Here is a 23228-nt window from a genome sequence, read left to right on the forward strand (position 1 = left end):
ACCGGCCGGGCGGTCTGGATCACCTTGGGTGATTCCGCGTTTGCCCTGGTCACGGCGGTGCTTCACCAGCCGCCGGGGGCTCCGGACGGGTCGTACGGGCCGGTCACGGGCGTCTTCGCCGTATTCGTGAGTGAGGTGTCGCACATCAGCCGGGGGTGCTCCGGCTGAGGTGGACGCGGTCGCCGTCGCCGTCGGTGAGCGTCGCCTTCCCGGTGTCGGTCTTGGCGGTGAGCGTGCCGGTGGTGAGGATGCGCGCGAGGGCGCGCTCGAAGTCCATGCGCTCCTGGCCGCAGGCCATCCTGGTCGTGCGCAGGTCACCGATGGTGATGCGGTCCCCGCGCACGGTGGCGCGGGCGCTGAAGTGGTTGCAGCCCAGGTTGCCGGCCGCCTTGCCGTCCTCGTCGATGCGGAGGCGGGCGGTGGCGGGCGCCTGCCGGGTGGTGGAGCCGACGGTGATGCCGTCGACCCGCCAGTCGATCCCGGTCACCGGCTGCTGGACGCTCACCGCTCCACTGTCCGCCTTCTCGCCGCCACAGGCCACCGTGAACGGGAGAAGCACGGCGGCCACCGCCAGGGTCACGCGTTGCTTGTACCGGTTCATGGTGATTCGACGTACGCGGGCGGGCCCGGGTTCCGGCTACGACATGACCGGCAGCAGCTCCCCGATGTCCGCCCGCTCCCCGCTCGCGCTGACCTTGGCGGCGGCCAGCGCGTCCGCCCAGGCGGTCCGGCCGGTGGCGAGCCGCATCCAGGTCAGCGGGTCGGTCTCCACGACGTTGGGCGGGGTGCCCCGGGTGTGCCGGGGGCCCTCGACGCACTGCACCACCGCGTACGGCGGCACCCGCACCTCGGTGGAGCCGCCCGGCGCCTTCACGGCGAGGGCGTCGGCGAGCAGCCGGGTGGTGGCGGCCAGGGCCTGCCGGTCGTACGGCACCTCCAGGCCGGGGACGGCGGCGTTCAGGTCGTCGGTGTGGACGACGAGTTCGAGGGCGCGGGTGACGAGGTAGTCGTCCAGCGGCAGGGCTCCCGCACTGGTGTCCAGCAGCCGGCCGCCGGGGTGCTCGTCCAGCAGGGCGCGCAGGCTCCGGTCGATGTCGGCGAGGTAGGCGCCGGGGTCCGGGTGGGCGGCGGTGAGGCCCCGGGTGAAGTCGGCGATGGCGCCGGCGCGCGACCCGGTGGAGAACGGCCACTCGACCACGGTGACGGTCTGCCGGGGCGGGGCGGGCCGCTCCAGGGCCCGGTGGACGGCGGTGACCGCCATGCCGATGTGTGCGATCAGGTCCCGTACGGTCCAGGCGCCGAGCCGGGTGGGGAGCTCCAACTGCTCGGGGCCGAGGGTGCGGACGGCGTCCCGTACGTGCGTGAGCTGGGCGAGGACCGCCTTACGGGTCTTCGCGGGGTCGTAGGTCCTGGTGCGCTTCTTGGCCGTGGGCATGGCGGTGACCCTATTCGGTGACCCTGTTCACGGGCGCGGAATTCACGGTCGCAGCTTCACCGCGAGCGAGTAGAGACGGGTGATCTGGTCGTCGCTGTCGTTGTCGTCGGAGACCAGGTAAAGCGGGTGCCAGCCTTTGTAGCGGCCGGACGTCCAGGGGGTGCCGAGGGCCATGCCCTCGACGTTGTCGAGGAGCGGGTACTGGGCGGACGAGGCCGGGACGGCGACCTGGCCGCGACCGCCCACGGGGCAGGTGGCCAGGTCGACGACCAGTTCGTCGGCGGCGAAGATCTTCGGCGGCTGGTGCCACAGGGAGGTCAGTGCCGTGACGTTCTGGGCGTGGGCGAGGGAGAGCTGGACGATCCGAATCTCCGAGCCCAGTCCGGCGGTGTACTGGCGTTCCAGCGCGAGCAGGTCGCCGTCGTCGTCGATGGCGTTCAGCTCGGACAGGTACATGCCGTCATCGGCCATGAACGCGTACTGCCCGTCCGGGACGTAGGCGCCGCCGGCCCTTCCGGTGTAGCGCTGGATGCGGATGATGCCCCGGCCGCGCTGGTCGCCGTCCTTCGCCAGGGGTGCCTCCCAGCCGGCGTACAGATGGCGGCCGTCCGGGGAGACGGCCAGCGACTCGATGCTGCGGCCCGTCTGCGCGGCGCCCTGGGGCCAGAAGCGCAGTTCCTTCGGGATGGGTAAGTCCTTGCCGACCTGCCGGCCGGTGGCGATGTCGAAGCGGCGGATGGCCGGGCCGGTCTCGGAGGCGATCAGCATGGTCCTGCCGCCCTTCTCGATGACCATGCCCTCGCCGTCGTACCAGTCGCCGTCGATCGGGAACTTCGTGCCGTCGGCGCGGAGAAGCGGCACCGACTTGTCGGGGACGGGGTCCAGCTTCGAGGGGGATCCGAGGGTGAGCGGCCAGACCCGGCCCGGGGAGTTGTCGGCGAGGGCCAGCGCCCTGACGTCCTTGCCCTGCGAGACCAGGGCCAGGGCGGACAGGCCCGTTATCTTCTCGTAGTAGACGTTCTCCTTGTTCAGGGCGTCGGAGTGGTCGAGGAGCACGGCGCGGGGGGCCGCCGGGTCGGACGGCGAGGGGACCGCGCAGGGACCGGCGGCGGCCGCCGGGTGGATGTCGTGCCACCAGTCGACGAGGGGCGGGACGCCCAGGCCGAGGGCGAGCCCCAGGACGCCCGCCGTCAGCGACAGGACCGGGGTGCGGACGCGCTAGCCAGCGGGTGGGCGGGGGTTGTTGCACAGGCCGGGACCAGCGGGACCGTACGGCGGCGTTGCGGACGAAGCCGAGGGCGCCGACGCCGTTGCTGTCCTGGTCCTGTGGTTCCTGCGGCACCTCGGGCTTGAGGGTGAGGATGCGCTTCTTGACCTCCACGAAGAGGTCGTGCAGGCCCAGCATCTCCGGGCCGTCGGGAAGCCCCTCGCGCATGACGTCGACCAGGGCGCCGGTGAACAGGGTGCAGCGCTTGGGGTCGGGGGCGTGCGAGGGCCGGTCGCGCGGCCCGGACGTCATGACGTAGGAGCCTTCGACGTCCTTCAGCGTCGACACGGCCATCTCGACGACGTGCCGGTGGCCGTCCGTCATCTCGGTCAGCACCTGGCCGCTGTAGCAGCAGTCCAGGATCAGCACCCGGCGCAGCGCGGAACCGGTGTCGCGGATGGCGCGGCGGACGTCGCCGGACCGGACACAGGTGTCCGGCTGGTCCTCGACCGAGTCGGGCAGGGTGAGCAGCAGTTGTTGCTGTTCGTGGCGGTCCTTCAGGCCGTGACCGGCGTAGTAGACGATCAGCGTGTCCTCGGCGAGCGCGGCGGCCTCCCGGATCGGGCGGACCAGCTCGGCCGGTGAGGCCGGGTTGGAAACCGTGCGGATCCGCCGGCCGTCGTCAGGGATGCCCCAGATGTCCGGGTCCGTGAGCACGGCCTGGAGTTCCGTGAGGTTGAGCCTGACGCTGCGCAGCGGGTCCAGGTGCGCGTAGTCGTCCACGCCGATCAGGACACAGGCGGATCGCTCCGGGTCGATCCGGCCGAAACTCTCGACCGTCCCGGGGTCCTCGGCGTCGGTCACCGCGGCTCCCCGTCCGCGTCGTCGCCGGCCTGCCCGAAGCCGCGCAGCAGCTCGGCCACCTGGTCGGGGTCGGCCCCGGTGATGTCTATGGTGACACGGGCCCGCGGCCGGAAACTCCGCCGCCAGGCCAGGTAGGACAGCTGGAGCTGCCCCAGGCCGCTGGCGGCGGACAGCACCGCGAGGACCAGGTCGACACCCGGGCCCATCCGCCCGGTGCCCGAGCCGGCTTCGGCGACCCGGGTCACCCGGACCTGGCCGCGCAGGGCGCGGTCGGCCGCCAGCCAGTCGTACAGGGACAGCAGTTCTTCCTCGCGTGCGGCTCCGGCCGCCTCGAACCTGATCTCCATCCGGCCGCTCCCCCGGGCTCACTCACGGATGTCGCCCTGCCCAACCACCCCACGCAGCAGGTGAGTTGGCAAGCCCCTCCTTCCCCGGGCCGCACCGGGTTACGCCTGCGGCCGAAGAGGCTTCCCGAACCTTCACCGCGCGCCCGCGGGGCCCTCCGGGTCAGGGCCGATCATCCTGATCCAGGACGTGCCGGCCGCCGCCTCCTCGGATGCGGTGTCCGACTCGAACCCGAAAGGCCCCGCTGAGCGGCGCGCGCGGCCTGCCGGCCACCCGCATGATCGGGGGCCGGTCTGCTCCGCTGGTCCTCGGGGCGACCCGCCACCACAGGGAAGCCCCCGCCCGGAACGTGAGTCCGGACGGGGGCTCCGGCGTGCCGTACGCGCCGTGGTCCCTGTGTGCGCTACGCCAGCAGCGCCGGGATCGTGCCCTCGTGGGCCTCGCGCAGCTCGGCGAGGGAGAGGGTGAACTCGCCCTGCACCTCGACCGCGTCGCCGTCGACGACACCGATGCGGGTGGCCGGCAGGCCGCGCGCGCCGCACATGTCGTTGAAGCGGACCTCCTCCGAGCGCGGCACGGCGACGATCGCACGGCCGGCCGACTCGGAGAACAGGAAGGTGAAGGCGTCCAGGCCGTCGGGTACGACCAGACGCGCGCCCTTGCCGCCGAGCAGCGCGGACTCGACCACGGCCTGCACCAGACCGCCGTCGGACAGGTCGTGCGCGGAGTCGATCATGCCGTCGCGGGAGGCGGAGATCAGGATCTCGGCCAGCAGCCGCTCGCGCTCCAGGTCGACCTGCGGGGGCAGGCCGCCCAGGTGGTCGTGGATGACCTGGGACCAGGCCGAGCCGCCGAACTCCTCCCGGGTGTCGCCGAGGAGGTAGACCAGCTGGCCCTCCTCCTGGAAGGCGACCGGGGTGCGACGGGCGACGTCGTCGATCACACCGAGCACGGCCACCACCGGGGTGGGGTGGATGGCGGCCTCGCCGGTCTGGTTGTAGAGCGAGACGTTGCCGCCGGTCACCGGGGTGCCCAGCTGCTGGCAGCCGTCGGCGAGACCGCGCACGGCCTCGGCGAACTGCCACATCACCGCCGGGTCCTCGGGCGAGCCGAAGTTCAGGCAGTCGGAGACGGCCAGCGGCTTGGCGCCGGTGGTCGCCACGTTGCGGTAGGCCTCGGCCAGGGCCAGCTGGGCGCCCGTGTACGGGTCGAGCTTGGCGTAGCGGCCGTTGCCGTCCGTCGCGATGGCGACGCCGAGACCGGTCTCCTCGTCCACGCGGATCATGCCGGAGTCCTCCGGCTGGGCGAGGACGGTGTTGCCCTGCACGAAGTGGTCGTACTGGGACGTGATCCACTTCTTGGAGGCCTGGTTCGGCGAGCCGACCAGCTTCAGGACCTGGGCCTTCAGCTCCTCGCCCGTCTCCGGGCGGGGCAGCTTGTTCGCGTCGTCGGCCTGGAGGGCGTCCTGCCACTCGGGGCGCGCGTAGGGGCGCTCGTAGACCGGGCCCTCGTGCGCGACCGTGCGCGGGTTGACGTCGACGATCTTCTCGCCGTGCCAGAAGATCTCCAGCCGGTCGCCGTCGGTGACCTCACCGATGACGGTGGCGATGACGTCCCACTTCTCACAGATCTCCAGGAAGCGGTCGACCTTGTCCGGCTCGACGACGGCGCACATGCGCTCCTGCGACTCGCTCATGAGGATCTCCTCCGGCGAGAGCGTGGAGTCGCGCAGCGGGACGTCGTCCAGGGTGACGCGCATGCCGCCGGAACCGTTGGAGGCCAGCTCGGAGGTGGCGCAGGACAGACCGGCCGCGCCGAGGTCCTGGATGCCGACGACCAGCTTCTCCCGGAACGCCTCCAGGGTGCACTCGATGAGCAGCTTCTCCTGGAAGGGGTCGCCGACCTGCACGGCGGGCCGCTTCGAGGGCTTGGCGTCGTCGAAGGTCTCGCTCGCCAGGATCGACGCGCCGCCGATGCCGTCGCCGCCGGTCCGGGCGCCGTACAGGATGACCTTGTTGCCCGCGCCGGAGGCCTTCGCGAGGTGGATGTCCTCGTGCCGCATCACACCGATGGCACCGGCGTTGACCAGCGGGTTGCCCTGGTAGCAGGCGTCGAAGACGACCTCGCCGCCGATGTTGGGCAGGCCCAGGCAGTTGCCGTAGCCGCCGATGCCCGCGACCACGCCCGGCAGGACGCGCTTGGTGTCGGGGTGGTCGGCCGCGCCGAACCGCAGCGGGTCCACGACCGCCACCGGGCGGGCGCCCATCGCGATGATGTCGCGGACGATGCCGCCGACACCCGTGGCCGCGCCCTGGTAGGGCTCGACGTACGACGGGTGGTTGTGCGACTCGACCTTGAAGGTGACGGCGTAGCCCTGGCCGACGTCGACGACACCGGCGTTCTCGCCGATCCCGACGAGCAGCGCGTCGCTCTGCGGCGCCTTCTCGCCGAACTGGCGCAGGTGCACCTTCGACGACTTGTACGAGCAGTGCTCGGACCACATGACCGAGTACATGGCGAGCTCGGCGCCGGTCGGGCGGCGGCCGAGGATCTCCACCACCCGCTCGTACTCGTCCTTCTTCAGGCCGAGTTCGGCCCAGGGCAGCTCGACGTCGGGGGTCGCGGCCGCGTGCTCGACCGTGTCCAGAGGCGTCCGGCTCATGCGTTGACCAGCTTCTTGAGGATCGAGGTGAAGAACGGGAGCCCGTCGGTACGGCCCGTACCGATCAGCGGCTCGACGGCGTGCTCGGGGTGCGGCATGAGGCCGACGACGTTCCCGGCCTCGTTGGTGATGCCGGCGATGTCCCGCAGCGAGCCGTTCGGGTTGAAGTCCAGGTAACGGAAGACGACGCGGCCCTCCGCCTCCAGCTTGTCGAGCGTGTACTCGTCGGCGACGTACCGGCCGTCCATGTTCTTCAGCGGGATGTGGATCTCCTGGCTCCGGCGAAAGTCGCCGGTCCAGGAGGTCTCCGCGTTCTCCACCCGCAGCTTCTGGTCGCGGCAGATGAAGTGGAGGTGGTCGTTGCCGAGCATCGCGCCCGGGAGGAGATGGGCCTCGGTGAGGATCTGGAAGCCGTTGCAGATGCCGAGGACCGGCAGTCCGGCCTTCGCCTGCTCGACGAGCGGCTCCATCACCGGCGAGAAGCGGGCGATGGCGCCGGCCCGCAGGTAGTCGCCGTAGGAGAAACCGCCGCACAGCACGACGGCGTCGACCTGCTTGAGGTCCTTGTCCTTGTGCCAGAGGGCGACCGGCTCCGCCCCGGCGATACGGATCGCGCGCTGGGTGTCCCGGTCGTCCAGGCTGCCCGGGAAAGTGACGACGCCAATACGAGCGGTCACTTGGCCGCCTCCGCGACTTCATCGACCCGGACGGTGAAGTCCTCGATCACGGTGTTGGCGAGGAAGGATTCCGCAAGATCGCGGATGCGGGCGAGCGCGGCCTCGTCGACCGGCCCGTCAACTTCCAGTTCGAAACGCTTTCCCTGACGTACGTCCGAGATCCCTTGGAAACCCAGGCGCGGCAGCGCACGCTGGACCGCCTGGCCCTGGGGGTCGAGGATCTCCGGCTTGAGCATGACGTCGACTACGACGCGTGCCACTGGCACTCCCGGTGTGTGGTGCTGAGCAGGTTCCTTCAGACTACCCGCACAAAATTTCTACGCGAGTAGAGTTGGAGGAATGTACGTGAGGCGCATCACGATCGGGTGTCGAAGCCACACGCCCGTGAAAAGTTCTGGGAAAGTTCCACGGTCCGTCCACCACACCTATTGCGCCCGGACACGCGGACGGATTTAGTCGGGCTTCACTTTGCATTGCCGGGCACTGTACAAATGAATTGGCAATAGCCGATACTCGGCACGTCGTCGGCGTTGAGCTGTAACGACGTGCTGCACGAAGGGACCGATATTCGTGGCGCAAAAGGTCGTGGTCACTCTCTTTGACGACATCGACGGCTCGGAAGCGGCGGAGACGATCGCCTTCGGACTCGACGGCAAGTCGTACGAGATCGACCTGAACGAAAGCAACGCCAAGAAACTGCGCAAGGCGCTCGCGCCCTACGTCGAGGCCGGCCGCAAGCGGTCGCGGTCCGGCAAGGCGTACAAGCAGACGGAGGTCGCCCCCGACCCGGCGGCCGTCCGCGCCTGGGCCCAGGCCAACAAGATGGACGTCCCCGCCCGTGGACGCATTCCGAAGAAGGTCTACGAGGCGTTCAGCGCCGCGCAGTGAGCCCGCGAAGGGGCGAGTCCTCAGGGCCCGTCAGCGGGCCCTGAGGACCGTGCACTTGGGGCAAACGGGGCCTCGGGAGGAGCCGACTTGCGCTACCCCCCTGCTGATCAGCTAATGTCTGGGACACGCCGAGGGGCGAGGCCGACGGGCCGGATCCCGAGGACCGTGCGGGTGTAGTTCAGTAGTAGAACATCCCCCTTCCAGGGGGAAGGCGCAGTGTGCGATTCCTGTCACCCGCTCTGCACCGCCGACACGACCACGCTTGTGGATCAGGTAGGCTGGTGTTCGCACCGATCGGTGGGAGCCGATCGGGAGCAGTGCGGACGTAGCTCAGTTGGTAGAGCGCAACCTTGCCAAGGTTGAGGTCGCGAGTTCGAGCCTCGTCGTCCGCTCGGGAAAGAGACCCCGGTCCACTGGACCGGGGTCTTTTCGTCGTCCGGCCGGACCCTTGCTGACATTTGTCATGCCGAGCGGTGACACCGCGCACTGCCGGCCGGGGCACACCGCCGGGACGCTGGTGTCATGGACATCGACGGACACGAGCACGTGATCGAGGTCACCGACCTCAGGCGTGTCTACGGGGGCGGGTTCGAGGCCGTACGCGGAATCACCTTCTCCGTGGCGCGCGGGGAGATCTTCGCCCTGCTGGGCACCAATGGCGCCGGAAAGACCTCCACGGTCGAACTGCTGGAAGGACTCGCCCCACCGGCCGGCGGCCGGGTCCGGGTGCTCGGCCACGACCCCCACCGCGAGCGGGCCGCCGTACGGCCCCGCACCGGCGTCATGCTCCAGGAGGGCGGCTTCCCCGCCGAGCTGACCGTCGCGGAGACCGCCCGGATGTGGGCGGGCTGCACGACCGGCGCCCGGCCGGTCGCCGGTGGGCCGAAGGCTGGAGCGGCGGACGTGCTGGAGCTGGTGGGGCTCGCGGGCAAGCGGGGCGTACGGGTCAAGCAGCTGTCCGGCGGCGAACGGCGGCGCCTCGACCTGGCGCTCGCCCTGCTCGGCGACCCCGAGGTGCTGTTCCTCGACGAGCCGACGACCGGGCTCGACGCAGAGGGCCGCCGGGACACCTGGGCGCTGGTGCGCCGGCTGCGGGACGCCGGCACCACCGTGCTGCTCACCACGCACTACCTGGAGGAGGCAGAGGGCCTCGCCGACCGGCTCGCCATCCTGCACGAGGGCCGCATCGCCGCCTCCGGCACCCCCGCCGAGGTCACCGCCGGACGCCCCTCCCGGATGTCCTTCGAACTGCCCGACGGCTACTTCCTCGGCGACCTGCCGCCCCTGGCCGAACTCGGCGTCTGCGGGCACGAGAGCGACGGCCGGGTCGTCCGGCTGCGCACCCGCGAACTCCAGCGGACCGCCACCGCCGTCCTCGTCTGGGCCGAGCGGGCCGGTGTCGAACTGCGCGGCCTCGACGTCCGCTCGGCCTCGCTGGAGGAGGCGTTCCTCGGGATCGCCCGGGAAGCGGAGGCCGCGGCATGAGCACCCTCGCTCCGCGCGCCCTGACGCCCTCGGTACGGCGGCTGCGGGCGCTGGCGCGGGCCGAGCTGGCCCTCCTCGGCCGCAACCGCGGGGTCGTCTTCACCGCGCTCGTGGTGCCGCTCGCGCTGCCGTTCAGCGTGCGCCCGGCCCTCGACCAGCTGGACCTGGAGAAGCGGGGCATCAGCATCGGCGCGGCCATGCTCACGGCCGCGATCGGCTTCTCCCTCCTGTTCGCCGTCTACACCTCGCTCGTCAACGCCTACGTCGCCCGCCGCGAGGAACTGGTCCTCAAACGGCTGCGCACCGGCGAACTCACCGACCCCGAGATCCTCACCGGCACCGCCCTGCCCGCCCTGGGCCTCGGCCTCGCACAGGCGCTGCTGCTGTGCGCCGGATGCGCGGTCCTGCTGGACGCCGGGGCGCCCAGGGCGCCGTACCTGACCCTGCTGGGACTGGCGGCCGGACTGGTGCTGAGCGCGGCGCTCGCCGCCCTCACCGCGTCCTTCACCCGGACCGTGGAGAGCGGCCAGGTCACCGCGCTGCCGCTGGTGTTCGTGTCGATGATCGGCTCCGGGATCATGTTCCCCACCGAGGTCATGCCGGCGAAGCTCGCCTCCGTCTGCGAGCTGCTCCCGCTGTCCCCCGCGATCCGGCTCGTCCGGGCGGGCTGGACCGGCGGGTTGAGCACGTACGAGGCGTTCGGCGCGCTCGCGACCGCGCTGGCCTGGACCGTGCTGGCGGTGTTTGCTGTAGGGCGGTGGTTCCGGTGGGAGCCCCGGCGCTGAGGGACGGGGGGGCGCTCGTGGTGGGGCGGATTCGGCGGTGGCAGCAGCGGCACTGGCGGGAGCGCAGCAAGGCGGAACGGGTCGAGCTGTACACGGTCGTCACCTGGTACGTCACGACCTGGTTCTTCTCGCTCGGCTGGCTGCTGCTGCCCCTGGTGGGCGGGCTGCGGCACCGGCCCGTGGCGGTCGTCCTGGGCGTGCTGCTCGCGCTCGTGGCGGCCCTGCAGTGCGTGGCCTCGAACCGGCTCACCCGGCCCGCGCTCGACCACTACCTGGGGCGCGCCCGGCTGCCGGCCGACGCCCACCGCGCCCCGGCCGTCCTGCTGGCCCTGGCCCTGGCGCTGACCGTCGCCCTCTCGGCGCTGGACGCGGCCGACCCGATGACGGTCCGGCTGGCGCTCGGCGCCTGCCTGCTGCCGTTCGGGCTGCTGTACGGACTCACGGTCCCGGTACGGGTGTTCCTGCGCCGGTCGGCGGTGCTCGCGGCCGTGCTGACAGGTGGCGTGTGGCTCGCCGACCACGACACCGTGGGCCTGCTCGCGACCTTCCTGATGGTGGCCTTCCAGACGGTGTTCTCGCTGCTCGCCTGCCGCTGCGGCGCCTGGACCCTGGCCGTGCTGTGGGAGGCGGAACGGGCCCGGGAGGCGGAGGCCCGGCTCGCCGTCGCCGAGGAACGGCTTCGCTTCGGACGCGACCTGCACGACGTGCTGGGGCGGAACCTGTCCGTGATCTCCCTCAAGAGCGAGCTGGCCGTGCAACTGGCCCGGCGGGGACGGCCGGAGGCCGTGGAGCAGATGATCGAGGTGCAGCGCATCGCGCAGGAGTCCCAGCGGGAGGTGCGGGCCGTCGTACGCGGCTACCGCGAGGCCGACCTCGGCGTCGAACTCGCCGGTGCCCAGGGCGTGCTGACGGCGGCCGGGATCGACTGCGAGGTCCGGGCGGAGCCCGGCGGACTGCCCGCCGAGGTGCAGTCCGCGCTCGGCTGGGTGGTGCGCGAGGCCACCACCAACGTGCTGCGGCACGGGGACGCGGGCCGGTGCGCGGTGGGGCTGTCGGTGCGGGAGGGGCGGGCAGTGCTGACGGTGGAGAACGACGGGGCCGTGGCGGCGGACGGTGGCGGCGGATCGGGGCTGGCCGGGCTGCGGGAGCGGCTGGCCGCCGTGGGCGGGACGTTGGAGGCCGGATTCGCCGGCGCCGACCGGGACCGGTTCCGGTTGGTGGCGGAAGTGCCGCTGAGCACAGCGGAATCCGTGACCCACGTGAAGGGAGTCACCTCGTGAGCGCACCGGTACGGCTGTTGCTCGCCGACGACGAGCACCTGATCCGGGGTGCGCTGGCCGCGTTGCTGTCCCTGGAGGACGATCTGCTGGTCGTCGCGGAGGCGGCGAGCGGGCCCGAGGCACTGGCGATGGCCCGGGCGCACCGGCCCGACGTGGCCGTCCTGGACCTCCAGATGCCGGGCGCCGACGGTGTGAAGGTCGCCACATCCCTGCGCGCCGAACTGCCCGGCTGCCAGGTGCTGATCGTCACCGGGCACGGACGGCCCGGGCATCTGAAACGGGCGCTCGCGGCCGGTGTGCGGGGGTTCGTCCCGAAGACCGTCAGCGCCCAGCGGCTCGCCGAGATCATCCGCACCGTGCATGCCGGAAACCGCTACGTGGACCCCGAGTTGGCCGCCGACGCGATCTCCGCCGGGGACTCCCCGCTGACCGCGCGGGAAGCCGAGGTGCTGGAGCTGGCCGCCGACGGAGCGCCGGTCACGGAGATCGCCGAGCGGGCCGCCCTGTCACCGGGGACCGTGCGGAACTACCTCTCCTCGGCGGTCACGAAGCTCGGTGCCGAGAACCGTCATGCGGCAGTACGTCTCGCACGCGAGCGAGGTTGGGTATAGTTGCTCTCGCGCCACGGCGCAACGCGGACGTAGCTCAGTTGGTAGAGCGCAACCTTGCCAAGGTTGAGGTCGCGAGTTCGAGCCTCGTCGTCCGCTCGGGAACAAGACCCCGGTCCGCTGGACCGGGGTCTTCTTCGTGCCCTACGACCAGCTCGTGCCCGTCAGCCGCTCGTACGCCTCCACGTACTTCTGCCGGGTCGCCGCCACGACCTCCTCCGGCAGCGCCGGCGGGGGCTGCTCGCTCTTGCGGTCCCAGCCGGACTCCGGCGAGGTCAGCCAGTCCCGGACGAACTGCTTGTCGTACGACGGCTGGGCGCGGCCCGGCTGCCACTGGTCGGCCGGCCAGAAGCGGGAGGAGTCCGGGGTGAGGACCTCGTCGGCGAGGACGAGGGTGTCTCCGTCGAAGCCGAACTCGAACTTGGTGTCGGCCAGGATGATCCCCCGGTCCCGGGCGATGTCCCGGGCGCGCGAGTACACCGCGAGCGTGGCCTGGCGGAGCTGGGCGGCGGTCTCGGCGCCGACCTGGCGGGCCACCTCCTCGTAGGAGACGTTCTCGTCGTGCTCGCCGACCTCGGCCTTGGTGGCCGGGGTGAAGATCGGGGCGGGGAGTTCGGAGCCGTCGACGAGGCCTTCGGGGAGGGCGAGGCCGCAGACCGTACGGGACTCCTGGTACTCGGCGAGGCCGGAGCCGGTGAGGTAGCCGCGGGCCACGCACTCCACCGGGACCATCTTCAGGGACTTGCAGACCAGCGTGCGGCCCGCCCAGTCGGCCGGGGCGCCCTCGGGCACCTCGGAGCTGATGACGTGGTTCTTCGCGAGGTCGCGGAGCTGGTCGAACCACCACAGGGAGAGCTGGGTGAGGACACGGCCCTTGTCGGGGATCTCCGTGGGCAGTACCCAGTCGTAGGCGGACATGCGGTCGCTGGCGACCATCACGAGGTCGCCCGCCTCGTTCTGGTACAGGTCGCGCACCTTTCCGGTGTGCAGGTGCACCAGGCCCGGAACCTCGATCGGCTCAGGCTTTTCTACGAATCCGGACACGGTTCCTCCCCGTGGTTCTGTCCAATGCCTCGATTCTCCCGTATGGGGCTGATAGGGCGCGCCCTGGGGTGCGGGTCGGGGCGCCGGGGGTGGATGGTGTGGTGTCAGTCGCGTTTGCAGATGCGGTCCAGCAGGTTCGCCGTGGCGCGCTGGACACGGGCGTCGACATGGCCCGGTCGGTCCAGGGCCGGGGACCAGGCGAAGGTGCCGGAGGCGAACACCCAGGCCCCGGAGGGGGCGCGGTAGAGCGACGTCTCCTGGTGGCGCAGGACGCCGTCGTTGTCGGTGTAGGGGGAGTGCGCGAGGAGGATGCGCTCGTCGTGCTCGGGCAGCGGGGTGCGCGGGAAGTAACGGTCCGCCTCGCCGGCGACCAGGCCCGCGATCTCGTCGCCCTCGTGCGCGCCGGTCGACTCCCACAGCCAGTGGCCGGCGTTGCGGACGATCAGCGGATGCGGCTCGGGCACGCGGCCCGCGTACTGGATGCCGGCCAGCTGCTGCTCGGGCCGGTCGATCTCCCGCCACAGCACCGGCCGTCCGGGGCCCTTGCGCTTGCGGCAGGTCAGCAGCCGGTCCGGGACACCGGACGGGGACGGGCCCAGCTCCACCTGCCAGTACATGGTGTTGGCGGAGAGGAAGACCAGCGAGGTGCCACGGTCGCGGGCGTCCTCGACGGCCCGGCGCATCGGCACCGACCAGTACTCGTCGTGGCCCGGGAAGACCAGCCCCCGGTAGCGGGTGGGGTCGATCCGGCCGGCGTGCAGGTCACGGGCCTCGGCGTAGGCGAGGTCGTAGCCGTAGCGCTCGGCCCAGCGGATGAAGTCGTAGGCGTGGCCGACGTGCAGGGGCAGGCCGGCGCCGGCGTACGGCCGGTCGAAGGAGACGGTGGTCGCGGCGTCGGCCTCCCCCAGCAGCCGACCCTTCTCGTCCCAGGCGTGGTAGAGGCTGGCGCCGGTGCGACCGTCCTCCGGGTAGAGGTTGTACGCCTGCCAGGTGATGTCCGGCAGCAGCAGCAGGAGGTCGGCGGGGTGGTCGTCGCGGACCGTGAACGGCACGTGGGAGCGGTAGCCGTCGGCGGTGGTCAGGACGGCCACGTAGGCGCCGATGCTCCAGTAGGAGGGCACCTGGAGGCGCCAGGACAGCCACCAGTGGTGGCAGGAGACCGTGCGGTCGGCGGTCAGCGGCGGGGGCTGGACGATGCCGGAGAGGCGGGGGCTGGTGGTGATCTTGGACGCGCCGTCGCCGCCGTAGTGGCCGATGCGGTAGATGTCCACGCTGAACTGCTGCGGCGGGTCGACCGTGATGTGGAAGTCGATCGCCTCGCCGGGCGCGACCGCGCCGGTGGAGGTGAAGCCCTTGATCTGGCGGTGCACGTCGTCGGCCGAGCGGGGGCCGGACCCGGCCGCGCGGGGCGCCGGGACGCGTGCGCGGTCGCCGCCGGTGAGCTGCTGCGGGCTGGGGTCGACGTACCAGGGCACGACGTGGCCGGTGTCGTCGAAGTACGTCTCGCTGCCGCGCAGCCAGGGCACCGGGCCCTGACCGAAGGGGTCCGTGACGGCGTGCGCGAGTGCTCCGGACTCCCAGCGGCGGATGTGGTCCGAGGCCATGGTCGCTCCCCTCCCTCAGGCCCCCGTGCCTGTCTCGGTGGTGCTCACTGTGCTCGGTGTGCTCGTACGTGCTCGGCCGTACTGTCGTATGTCGCGTGCCTTTGCCAAAGGCGTGGTCGGTCCCAGCACATCACATAACGCACGGGGACGGTCACTAGTCGTTGCGAATTGACCTGAACTGGAAGTCGCTTTTCCGGTACGGGTTCCGGAGCGGGTTTCCGGACGGCCGCCGGCGGAAGCGGGCGGGCGGGTTCACGCTCGGGTCAGACGAGGCGTACGGGCTTCTCCGGGCGTATGCCGGACGCGGCCAGCCAGTCGCGCAGCGGGCCCGGATCTCCCTCCTCGATCAGGGTGAGGACCTTGGGCGCCAGGTCGGCGGCCCGCTCGCCTCCCAGCAGCAGGGAGGGGCCGTCCAGCCAGTCCAGGGCGGGGACGGCACCGGCGGTGTCCACGGCCGCGCAGCACACCATCGCCGTGACGTGGTCGGCGAGCAGCTCGCGGGCGGTGCGCTGGGGTTGCAGCGGGAAGGGGGGCAGTCCGCAGGCGAACTCGTCCCACTGGGCGCTCTCGGGGCTCCGCCCGCCCGCGTCGCTTCCGTCCACCCCGGCGGCCTCCTCCCGAGCCAGCTCGGCACTCAGCCCGGCGGCGAGAGCGGCACTGCGCTCGGTGGTGGGGTCCTCTTCTTCGCCGAAGGGGAGCTGAGGCCCGTACTCCGGGCCGGGGAGGGCACTGTCGGCGGAGGTGGCGGGTTCGGGGGCTGGGGGAGCCGGGTCCGCCGACCGGGCGCCCGTGCTTCCCGGGACGGTGTCGTCGGCCCGGGCGTCGGAGGACCCGGCGGCCGAGGCGCCTGCCGCCTCCCCACCGGCGCCACCGACGCCACCGGCTTCGAAGGCAGTGGGGCCGGGGGCCGGGACGCCCGTCGTGCCGGGGGCGGTGCCGTCGGCTCCAGCCGCTTCGGAACCAGCAGCCCCAGGGGCCGACGGGCCCGTCGCCCCGGAAACAGCAGCATCAGCTCTGGAAGCAGAGGGGCCGAAGGCCGGGGTGCCCGTCGTGCCGGGGCCGGTGCCGCCGGCTCCAGCCGCTTCCGAAGAAGCCGCCGCAGCGGCCGGGTCGTCCGTCACGCCCGCGCCCGCACCATCGGCTCTGGAGGCAGAGGGGCCGAAGGCCAGGGTGCCCGCCGTGCCGGGGGCGGTGCCGCCGGCTCCGAGACCAGCAGCCTCAGGGGCCGACGGGCCCGTCGCCCCGGAAACAGCAGCATCAGCTCTGGAAGCAGAGGGGCCAAAGGCCGGGGTGGCCACCGTGCCGGGGGCGGTGCCGTCGGCTCCAGCCGCTTCCGAAGAAGCCGCCGCAGCGGCCGGGGCGTCCGTCACGCCCGCGCTCGCACCATCGGCTCCGGGAGCAGAAGCCCCGGCTGTCCCGGCGCCCTGCGCCCCCGCGTCCACCGTTTCTCTCGCGTCCCAGAGGCCGCCGTCGGGGGGAGACGTGAGGTGGTCCAGGACTCGGGCCAGGGTGGGGCCGCCGGGGTCGGGGGTGCTGGGGTCGAGGGAGGGGCGGACGCCGAGGGTGTCCAGGACGCGGTGCAGGCGGGCCGCGTCGGCGCGCCAGGTGCGGTCCACGACCTCCTCCGGATACGCCTGCCAGTCCACCGGAGCCCAGTCGGCGCCCGATTCGGCGGGGCCCCCGTGGAAGAGCCGGGCGGCGAGGAGGGAGGTGGCTTCGTCGATCGCGCCGGGCTCCTCCAGGAGATCGCACGCGGGCCGCTCACCGAGCCGGGAGGCGAAGCCCTCGGCGAGCCGGTCCCGGCGGGACAGCTCGGTGAGCGCCGCCACCACCCCCGCGTCGAGCCGGGACGGCCACCGCCCCATGCGCCAGGCCGGCAGCGCCACTCTCGTCAGCAGCCGGTCCCAGCCGGCGTACGCGAGCCCGACCTGCTCCTGGGCGACGATCCGCAGGCCGTAGTCCACCGCCTGGGCGCGCTCGGCCGCCGCCGCCGCCACCCCGCGCTCCATCAGGGTCGCGTGCTCCCGGCAGCCGCGCAGCAGCAGACGGGCCACCCAGCCGAGGCCGGCGCACACCCCGCGGGTCAGCGGGCAGCGGCCCCTGGTCGAGGCGACGGCCACGGCCGCGTCCAGCCCGCGCACGAAGCGGCGGGCGGCGGCTATGTCCGGGTGCGCCGAGGGGCCCGTACCGGCGATGACCGGGGCGAGGACGGCGCGCAGCTCGCCGACGCGCATCCACCACAGGAACGGGGAGCCGATGACGAGGACCGGCGCGAGGGGGGTCCGGCGGCGGCCGGGGCCCGCTATCTCGTCGGCCGCCGGACGCGGGGGCGGCCCGTGGGCCGAGTGGGCCCGGTCCTCCAGCCAGCTGTCGCAGTCCGGGGTCAGCGCTATGGCCGAGGGCGCCGGCACGTCCAGCCGGTCGGCGAGGTCGCGCACCATCCGGTACAGGTCGGGGGCGGACTCCTCCGGGACCGGCACCGTGGGACTCATGGCGGGACGGGCCCGGGACACGACCACCGCGATACCGGTCGCGGCCAGCAGCACCAGCACCGCGAGCACGCCGACCGCCCACCGGGCAGCGTCCCAGCCCGGGCCGACGAGATGGCCGGTGGAGGCGCCGGTCAGCAGGATCACCTCGGTGCCCGCGGGCAGCACGGCCACGGCCAGCGCCCGGCCCCGGACCCGCAGCACGGCGAGGGCCCGGGAGCGCGCGGCCTGCGCGCCCGCCTCCACACCGATTCCGGTCACGTGCCGATCTCGCCCCCTCCCTGGCGATCGCGTGCTGCCCTGGTCTTGCTCACTCCCCCACTGTGGCACCCGCCACTGACATCGCAATGCCGGTGGGCCAAGTGCCGGAACGCTTGCGCGGCACCCTAGTTGCGGCCCCGGCCCCCGTCAGCCATATGGGCGATTGCTCACTCGATGGAATGGCTTTGGTCAGAGCTGGGTGACAGACAGCAAAGATCAGGCCCCGGATTGCCTCCGGGGCCTGATGGGGGTGCGAGGGGCGGTACGAGGGAGCCGTACCGGCCGTGTTCACGCCTGCGTCTGCGCCGCCCGTGCCGCCTTCGCCGCGATGTCGGTGCGGTGCTGCGAGCCGTCGAGCCGGACCCGGCCCACCGCCCGGTACGCCCGCTCGCGCGCCTCGGTCAGGTCCTTGCCGGTGGCCGTGACGGACAGCACGCGTCCGCCCGCGCTGACGACGGCGTCGCCGTCCCGCTTCGTGCCGGCGTGCAGCACGTACGCGTGCGGGGCGTCCTCGGCGGCCACCTCGTCCAGGCCGGTGATCGGGTCGCCGGTGCGCGGGGTGCCCGGATAGTTGTGCGAGGCGACGACGACGGTGACGGCCGCGTCCTCGCTCCAGCGCAGCGGCGGGAGGTCGGCGAGGTTGCCGGTGGCGGCGGCCATCAGGACACCGGCCAGCGGGGTCTGCAGCCGGGCCAGCACGACCTGGGTCTCCGGGTCGCCGAAGCGGGCGTTGAACTCGATGACCCGGACCCCGCGCGAGGTGATCGCGAGACCGGCGTAGAGCAGACCGGAGAACGGCGTGCCCCGGCGGCGCATCTCGTCCACGGTCGGCTGCAGCACCGTCTCCAGCACCTCGTCGACCAGCTTCGGGTCGGCCCACGGCAGCGGCGAGTACGCGCCCATGCCGCCCGTGTTCGGGCCCTCGTCGCCGTCCAGGGCGCGCTTGAAGTCCTGGGCGGGCTGGAGCGGGACGACCGTCCGACCGTCGGTGACGGCGAACAGGGACACCTCGGGACCGTCGAGGAACTCCTCGATCACCACGCGTTCGCACCCGGCGGCGTGCGCCCGGGCGGCCTCGACGTCGGAGGTGACGACGACGCCCTTGCCGGCGGCGAGACCGTCGTCCTTGACGACGTAGGGGGCGCCGAAGGCGTCGAGGGCCTCGGCGACCTCCTCGGCGGTGGTGCAGACGTAGGAGCGGGCGGTCGGCACGCCGGCCGCCGCCATGACGTCCTTGGCGAAGGCCTTGGAGCCCTCGAGCTGCGCGGCCTCCCCGGAGGGGCCGAAGACCGGGATGCCCGCCGCGCGGACGGCGTCGGCGACACCGGCGACCAGCGGGGCCTCCGGGCCGACGACGACCAGTTCGGCACCGAGGCCGGTGGCCAGCGCGGTCACCGCGGCGCCGTCGAGGGCGTCGACCTGGTGCAGCTCGGCGACCTCGGCGATGCCGGCGTTGCCGGGGGCGCAGTGCAGCGCGGTGACGTCGGGGTCGAGGGACAGGGAGCGGCACAGGGCGTGTTCGCGGGCGCCGCTGCCGATGACGAGGACCTTCACGGGGTCAGCCTAATGGCAAGGTTGCCGAAGGCCGGGCGCCGGGTTTGTTGGACTTTCCTCCAAAGAGGGCCGGTCCCCGTGCCCGGGGGCCCTCACTCGTTGGAGAACTCCTCCACCACCGTCGCCCCCAGCTCCCGCACGATCAGCTCATGACCGGAGAGCGCCGACTCGTCGAGATCCGGGTCGTCGTCCTCCGGGATGTCGTCCTCGGGGGAGACGGGCGGCGGCTCGGGCGCGGCGGCCGGCCGGGGAGCCGGGGCGGACGCGGCGGGCGCGGCCGGGGTGCCGCTCTGCGGGGTGGCGGGCGCCTGCGGGGACGACTGGGAGGCCCCGGGGCGGGGTCCTGCCGGGGCGCCGTAGCCACCGCCGCCGGGGGCGCCGCCATGGCCACCGGCGGGAGAGCCGCCGTAGCCGCCGCCTCCGCCGTAGCCGCCGCCTCCGCCGTGGCCGCCCGCGACCGGCGGGGCGGAGCCGCCGCCGGACGGGTCGAGGACCGCCTCGATCTTCCACTGCACGTTGAACTGCTCGGCCAGCGCCTGCCGCAGCACGTCCTCGCTGCCGCTGCCGGAGAAGTTGTCACGCGCGCCGGCGTTCACGAAGCCGAGCTGGAGGGTCGTGCCGTCGAAGCCGGTCACCTGGGCGTTCTGGCTGAGCAGGATCCAGGTGAAGCGGCGGCGGTTCTTCACGGCCTCCAGGATGTTCGGCCAGAGCGCGCGCGGGTCGAGACCGCCGGTGGGGGCGGCCGGGGCGGAAACCTGCGGCGCCGGGGCCGGGGCGGCCGGGGGCGCGGACTGGGCCGGCTGGTACGACGGCTGGGGCTGGGCCGGGGCCGCGCGGCCGGGGCCCTCCCCCTGCCCGGCGCCCTGACTCTGTCCCTGCTGCCCGCCCGGAGCGGTGGCCGTGGGCCAGCCACCGGGGCGTCGGCCGCCACCGGCGGGGGCGGCGGTCGGCCAGGCGCCGGGAGCCGGGGCGGCCGGAGTCTGGGCGGCCGGAGCAGGGGTGGGGGCGGGCGCCGTAGCCACAGGAGCGGCAGGGGCGACCGGGGTGACAGGGGCGACCGGGGCTGACTCACCCGGACCCGCCGGACCGGAGGAGCCGCCCGGACCCCCCGCGGTCCGGACCGCCGCGCGAGCCGCCGCAGGCCCTCCGCCAGCCGGCACGGACGAGCCACCGCCTCCCGGGCCGGTACCCGCGCCCGGTGCGAGGGCGCCGCCGTGGGCCTCGGGGCCGGGGACGTACCCCATGGACGGCGCACCGGCGCCGCCGGAGAAGCTGATGCCGCGCTCCAGGCGGTCGAGCCGGGCCATCACGGACCGCTGGTCGCCGTAGGCCGCGGGGAGCAGGACGCGGGCGCAGATCAGTTCGAGCTGGAGGCGGGGCGAGGTGGCGCCGCGCATCTCGGTCAGGCCCTCGTTGACCAGGTCGGCGGCGCGGCTCAGCTCGGCGGCGCCGAAGGTCTCGGCCTGGGCCTGCATGCGCTCCAGGACGTCGGCCGGGGCGTCGAGGAGCCCCTTCTCCACGGCGTCGGGCACGGCGGCGAGGATCACCAGGTCCCGCAGCCGCTCCAGCAGGTCGGCGACGAAACGGCGCGGGTCGTTGCCCCCCTCGATGATCCGGTCGACCACCTCGAAGGCGGCGGCTCCGTCACCGGTGGCGAAGGCCTCCACGACGGAGTCGAGCAGGGAGCCGTCGGTGTAGCCGAGGAGGGAGGTGGCCATGGCATACGTCACACCGTCCGCTCCGGCGCCGGCGAGGAGCTGGTCCATGACGGACATGGAGTCACGCACGGAGCCGGCGCCCGCGCGCACGACGAGCGGCAGTACGCCGTCCTCGACCGGGATGTCCTCCTTCCCGCACACCTCGGCGAGGTAGTCCCGCAGGGTGCCGGGCGGCACCAGCCGGAACGGGTAGTGATGGGTCCGCGACCGGATGGTCCCGATGACCTTCTCGGGCTCCGTGGTCGCGAAGATGAACTTCAGGTGCTCGGGCGGCTCCTCGACGACCTTCAGCAGCGCGTTGAAGCCGGCCGACGTGACCATGTGGGCCTCGTCGATGATGTAGATCTTGTACCGGCTGCTCGCGGGACCGAAGAAGGCCTTCTCGCGCAGCTCACGGGCGTCGTCCACACCACCGTGAGAGGCCGCGTCGATCTCGATGACGTCGATCGATCCCGGGCCGTTCCTGGCCAGGTCGCGGCAGGACTGGCACTCCCCGCACGGCGTCGGGGTGGGACCTTGCTCACAGTTCAGGCAGCGGGCGAGGATGCGCGCGCTGGTCGTCTTGCCGCATCCGCGCGGACCGCTGAACAGGTACGCGTGATTGACCCGGTTGTTCCGCAGCGCCTGCTGCAGCGGGTCGGTGACATGCTCCTGCCCGATGACCTCGGCAAAGGTCTCCGGGCGATAGCGGCGGTACAGCGCGAGAGACGACACGCATACGAGGTTAATGGCGCCCACTGACAACCGGCCCCGCCCCGGACCCGCCCCCCGGGGGCCCGGAACGCAAGCGCCCCCCACGCACCCGCCAGAGCCGACCTACCCTTGCTGCCTTCCGGCCCTGGGGGAGTTCAGTCAGATAGCGCCGCGTGAGGGGCTGTGCCCCACAGTACCCGATGGCGGGCAGCGGTCTGTACCCGATCCGGCCCGCGACCCCACCCGGGGACGGCCTGCGGGAACGAGTTCGCGAGCACTCCCCTCGGTCATGTAATGTTTCCGGCGGAGGATTCGCCTAGAGGCCTAGGGCGCACGCTTGGAAAGCGTGTTGGGGGCAACCCCTCACGAGTTCGAATCTCGTATCCTCCGCCAGTGCCTCACCGGGCACGATGTCGAAGGGCCCCACTGTTCGCAGTGGGGCCCTTCGACGTTGTCCGTCTCAGTTTCCGTCTCAGTCGGTCTTTTCCTCGGACCCGAGCGGCTCCCAGAGCGCTTCGCCAACCTGTTGGGCGACTTTGCGAAGCATGATCCCCGTCACATGCATGTAGCGAGCGCGCATCCGGGCCGCTCCCCCAGGCTCCCAACCCATGATCGAGCGCTTCCAGACGTGGAAGTCAGTGTTCGGGCTCAGCGGCCCGCCGGTCGGCGAGGCGAAGACATAGCCCTTGCCCTCCCAGTCGGCGCCAGCCGCGATGCGCTCCACCTCCTGGGCTTCCTGGTGCTGGCGCAGGATCTTGATCAGCGGGTCGGGCAGCCCGATGGTGCGCCGCCCGGCTCGCGACTTGGTGGACTTGTGCTCGCGCCGGATCTGCTCCCGCTTGGGGCAGTAGCCCGCCTTCCGGCCGCAAGGGTCGGACCCGCAGCCGTGCGCGTACTTCGGGCGCAGCCGCTCGGCTCTGCCTGGGTCGGCGGTGGTCGGGATGGGAGCACGCCGCGCACGCCCCAACGTGCCCGCAGTCGGCGACGGCGCCCCACAAGCTCGACCGCCTGGAGCCCGAGCACCTGGAGCGCTTCTACCGGAAGATGCAGGACTCCGGGAGCTCCGCCGGCACCGCCCATCACGTCCACCGGACGATCCGGGTCGCCCTCGGTGAGGCGGTGCGGCGCGGGCGCGTCCCGACCAACGCGGCGGAGATCGCCAAGGCGCCCCGGCTCGAAGAGGAGGACATCGAGCCGTACACGATCGAAGAGGTGCGGAGCCTGCTCGTCGAAGCGGCCAAGCTCCGCAACAGTGCGCGGTGGGTCGTCGCCCTCGCTCTGGGCTGCACTGGGAGGACGTCGACCTTGCGGGATACGTCCGCATTCGCAAGAACCGCGGCCCAGGGCGTCAAGGTCGTTCGTACAGTGGCGTGCTGTGCCGCGGCGAAGGATGAAGCGCAGACTTCGAGGCGCTTAGGACCCCTACCAAAGTGACAGGCTGATCAGCCGACTGAGCCGAGCGAGGCCGAGAATCAAGCTCCGGCGATGGTTCGGCCAGGCATCGGTTCCGCGAGCGCGGCCCGCCAGGTCGGGGTTGCGTCCTGAGAAGTGGTGTACGGGTTCCCACCTGATCCGGGCGTTTGCCCCGGCGTCGGAGTGAGAGTCCGGATACAAGAACGGCCACCGGCT

The 23228-nt window shown here is 72.6% G+C and carries 17 protein-coding genes, 4 tRNA genes, 1 other RNA gene and 3 pseudogenes; 10 read left to right on the forward strand and 15 right to left on the reverse strand.

Annotated features, from left to right (window positions below; genetic code table 11):
- Positions 1–145: 145 nt before the first annotated feature.
- From OO52_RS41160 to purS, 8 genes and pseudogenes are all read right to left on the reverse strand, one after another.
- Positions 146–601, reverse strand: a complete 456-nt coding sequence (locus OO52_RS41160) for an META domain-containing protein (RefSeq protein WP_030656918.1) — start codon at positions 599–601, stop codon at positions 146–148.
- A gap of 36 nt (positions 602–637) precedes the next feature.
- Positions 638–1435 carry a maleylpyruvate isomerase family mycothiol-dependent enzyme gene (locus OO52_RS41165; protein ID WP_030656919.1) on the reverse strand — a complete coding sequence of 266 codons (798 nt, stop codon included), beginning with the start codon at positions 1433–1435 and terminating at the stop codon, positions 638–640.
- Positions 1436–1477: 42 nt separating this feature from the next.
- Positions 1478–2491 (reverse strand): esterase-like activity of phytase family protein, encoded by a 1014-nt coding sequence (locus OO52_RS53430; RefSeq protein WP_234339940.1) that lies wholly within the window; start codon positions 2489–2491, stop codon positions 1478–1480.
- A gap of 361 nt (positions 2492–2852) precedes the next feature.
- Positions 2853–3506 (reverse strand): annotated as a pseudogene (locus OO52_RS53435) (caspase family protein); the annotation flags it as partial.
- Complete coding sequence (locus tag OO52_RS41175; protein ID WP_030656920.1) at positions 3503–3853, reverse strand: effector-associated constant component EACC1; 351 nt, start codon at positions 3851–3853, stop codon at positions 3503–3505. The pseudogene OO52_RS53435 and the gene OO52_RS41175, both read right to left, overlap by 4 nt.
- A gap of 401 nt (positions 3854–4254) precedes the next feature.
- Positions 4255–6513, reverse strand: coding sequence for a phosphoribosylformylglycinamidine synthase subunit PurL (gene purL, locus OO52_RS41180; protein WP_030656921.1), 2259 nt, complete (start codon positions 6511–6513; stop codon positions 4255–4257).
- Positions 6510–7190, reverse strand: a complete 681-nt coding sequence (gene purQ / locus OO52_RS41185; RefSeq protein ID WP_030656922.1) for a phosphoribosylformylglycinamidine synthase subunit PurQ — start codon at positions 7188–7190, stop codon at positions 6510–6512. Before purQ ends, purL begins: the two co-directional genes overlap by 4 nt.
- Positions 7187–7450, reverse strand: a complete 264-nt coding sequence (gene purS / locus OO52_RS41190; RefSeq protein WP_030656923.1) for a phosphoribosylformylglycinamidine synthase subunit PurS — start codon at positions 7448–7450, stop codon at positions 7187–7189. The genes purQ and purS overlap by 4 nt, the downstream gene beginning before the upstream one ends.
- Before the next feature lie 310 nt (positions 7451–7760).
- On the opposite strand from purS, the gene OO52_RS41195 reads away from it, so the two are divergent.
- The 8 genes from OO52_RS41195 to OO52_RS41230 all read left to right on the forward strand — a co-directional run bounded on the left by OO52_RS41195 (position 7761) and on the right by OO52_RS41230 (position 12335).
- The gene (locus OO52_RS41195; RefSeq protein WP_030656924.1) at positions 7761–8078 is read left to right on the forward strand and encodes a histone-like nucleoid-structuring protein Lsr2; all 318 of its coding nucleotides are present in this window, start codon (positions 7761–7763) and stop codon (positions 8076–8078) included.
- A gap of 167 nt (positions 8079–8245) precedes the next feature.
- Positions 8246–8317: transfer RNA gene (locus tag OO52_RS41200), tRNA-Gly, on the forward strand.
- 80 nt (positions 8318–8397) lie between these two features.
- A tRNA-Gly gene (locus OO52_RS41205) sits at positions 8398–8470 on the forward strand.
- Positions 8471–8600: 130 nt separating this feature from the next.
- Positions 8601–9563 (forward strand): ABC transporter ATP-binding protein, encoded by a 963-nt coding sequence (locus tag OO52_RS41210; protein ID WP_030656925.1) that lies wholly within the window; start codon positions 8601–8603, stop codon positions 9561–9563.
- The gene (locus OO52_RS41215) at positions 9560–10348 is read left to right on the forward strand and encodes an ABC transporter permease (protein ID WP_030656926.1); all 789 of its coding nucleotides are present in this window, start codon (positions 9560–9562) and stop codon (positions 10346–10348) included. Before OO52_RS41210 ends, OO52_RS41215 begins: the two co-directional genes overlap by 4 nt.
- A gap of 17 nt (positions 10349–10365) precedes the next feature.
- Positions 10366–11628 carry a sensor histidine kinase gene (locus OO52_RS41220; RefSeq protein ID WP_106972157.1) on the forward strand — a complete coding sequence of 421 codons (1263 nt, stop codon included), beginning with the start codon at positions 10366–10368 and terminating at the stop codon, positions 11626–11628.
- A complete protein-coding gene (locus OO52_RS41225; RefSeq protein ID WP_030656929.1) occupies positions 11625–12239 on the forward strand; it encodes a response regulator transcription factor in 615 nt (204 codons plus the stop codon). The genes OO52_RS41220 and OO52_RS41225 overlap by 4 nt, the downstream gene beginning before the upstream one ends.
- Before the next feature lie 23 nt (positions 12240–12262).
- A tRNA-Gly gene (locus tag OO52_RS41230) sits at positions 12263–12335 on the forward strand.
- Between the two features lie 45 nt (positions 12336–12380).
- Here the strand turns inward: OO52_RS41230 and OO52_RS41235 are convergent.
- The 6 genes from OO52_RS41235 to ffs all read right to left on the reverse strand — a co-directional run bounded on the left by OO52_RS41235 (position 12381) and on the right by ffs (position 21785).
- Positions 12381–13280 (reverse strand): phosphoribosylaminoimidazolesuccinocarboxamide synthase, encoded by a 900-nt coding sequence (locus OO52_RS41235; protein WP_030656931.1) that lies wholly within the window; start codon positions 13278–13280, stop codon positions 12381–12383.
- Between the two features lie 104 nt (positions 13281–13384).
- Positions 13385–14884 (reverse strand): N,N-dimethylformamidase beta subunit family domain-containing protein, encoded by a 1500-nt coding sequence (locus tag OO52_RS41240; protein WP_030656933.1) that lies wholly within the window; start codon positions 14882–14884, stop codon positions 13385–13387.
- A gap of 263 nt (positions 14885–15147) precedes the next feature.
- On the reverse strand, positions 15148–17634 hold the full coding sequence (locus OO52_RS41245) for a hypothetical protein (protein WP_030656935.1): 2487 nt from the start codon (positions 17632–17634) through the stop codon (positions 15148–15150).
- Between the two features lie 288 nt (positions 17635–17922).
- Positions 17923–19188, reverse strand: coding sequence for a phosphoribosylamine--glycine ligase (gene purD / locus OO52_RS41250; protein WP_030656937.1), 1266 nt, complete (start codon positions 19186–19188; stop codon positions 17923–17925).
- A 92-nt stretch (positions 19189–19280) separates the two neighbouring features.
- Positions 19281–21620 carry a DNA polymerase III subunit gamma and tau gene (locus OO52_RS41255; RefSeq protein ID WP_030656939.1) on the reverse strand — a complete coding sequence of 780 codons (2340 nt, stop codon included), beginning with the start codon at positions 21618–21620 and terminating at the stop codon, positions 19281–19283.
- A gap of 66 nt (positions 21621–21686) precedes the next feature.
- An RNA gene (ffs, locus tag OO52_RS46645) (signal recognition particle sRNA small type) lies at positions 21687–21785 on the reverse strand.
- A 119-nt stretch (positions 21786–21904) separates the two neighbouring features.
- On the opposite strand from ffs, the gene OO52_RS41260 reads away from it, so the two are divergent.
- A tRNA-Ser gene (locus OO52_RS41260) sits at positions 21905–21992 on the forward strand.
- Positions 21993–22071: 79 nt separating this feature from the next.
- On the opposite strand, the pseudogene OO52_RS41265 reads toward OO52_RS41260, so the two are convergent.
- Positions 22072–22518: pseudogene (locus tag OO52_RS41265) on the reverse strand (site-specific integrase); the annotation flags it as partial.
- Positions 22519–22592: 74 nt separating this feature from the next.
- Between OO52_RS41265 and OO52_RS53440 the strand changes: the two are divergent.
- A pseudogene (locus tag OO52_RS53440) lies at positions 22593–22883 on the forward strand (site-specific integrase); the annotation flags it as partial.
- Positions 22884–23228: the final 345 nt, after the last annotated feature.

The sequence above is a fragment of the Streptomyces flaveolus genome (assembly GCF_000716535.1).
GTDB classification, from domain to species: Bacteria; Actinomycetota; Actinomycetes; order Streptomycetales; family Streptomycetaceae; genus Streptomyces; species Streptomyces flaveolus_A.

What these genes read in the sequence shown, in the direction of transcription:
- OO52_RS41160 (WP_030656918.1), bottom strand. Translation starts at nt 601, where the DNA reads ATGAACCGGTACAAGCAACGCGTGACCCTGGCGGTGGCCGCCGTGCTT.
- OO52_RS41165 (WP_030656919.1), bottom strand. Translation starts at nt 1,435, where the DNA reads ATGCCCACGGCCAAGAAGCGCACCAGGACCTACGACCCCGCGAAGACC.
- OO52_RS41175 (WP_030656920.1), bottom strand. Translation starts at nt 3,853, where the DNA reads ATGGAGATCAGGTTCGAGGCGGCCGGAGCCGCACGCGAGGAAGAACTG.
- purL (WP_030656921.1), bottom strand. Translation starts at nt 6,513, where the DNA reads ATGAGCCGGACGCCTCTGGACACGGTCGAGCACGCGGCCGCGACCCCC.
- OO52_RS41210 (WP_030656925.1), top strand. Translation starts at nt 8,601, where the DNA reads ATGGACATCGACGGACACGAGCACGTGATCGAGGTCACCGACCTCAGG.
- OO52_RS41215 (WP_030656926.1), top strand. Translation starts at nt 9,560, where the DNA reads ATGAGCACCCTCGCTCCGCGCGCCCTGACGCCCTCGGTACGGCGGCTG.
- OO52_RS41240 (WP_030656933.1), bottom strand. Translation starts at nt 14,884, where the DNA reads ATGGCCTCGGACCACATCCGCCGCTGGGAGTCCGGAGCACTCGCGCAC.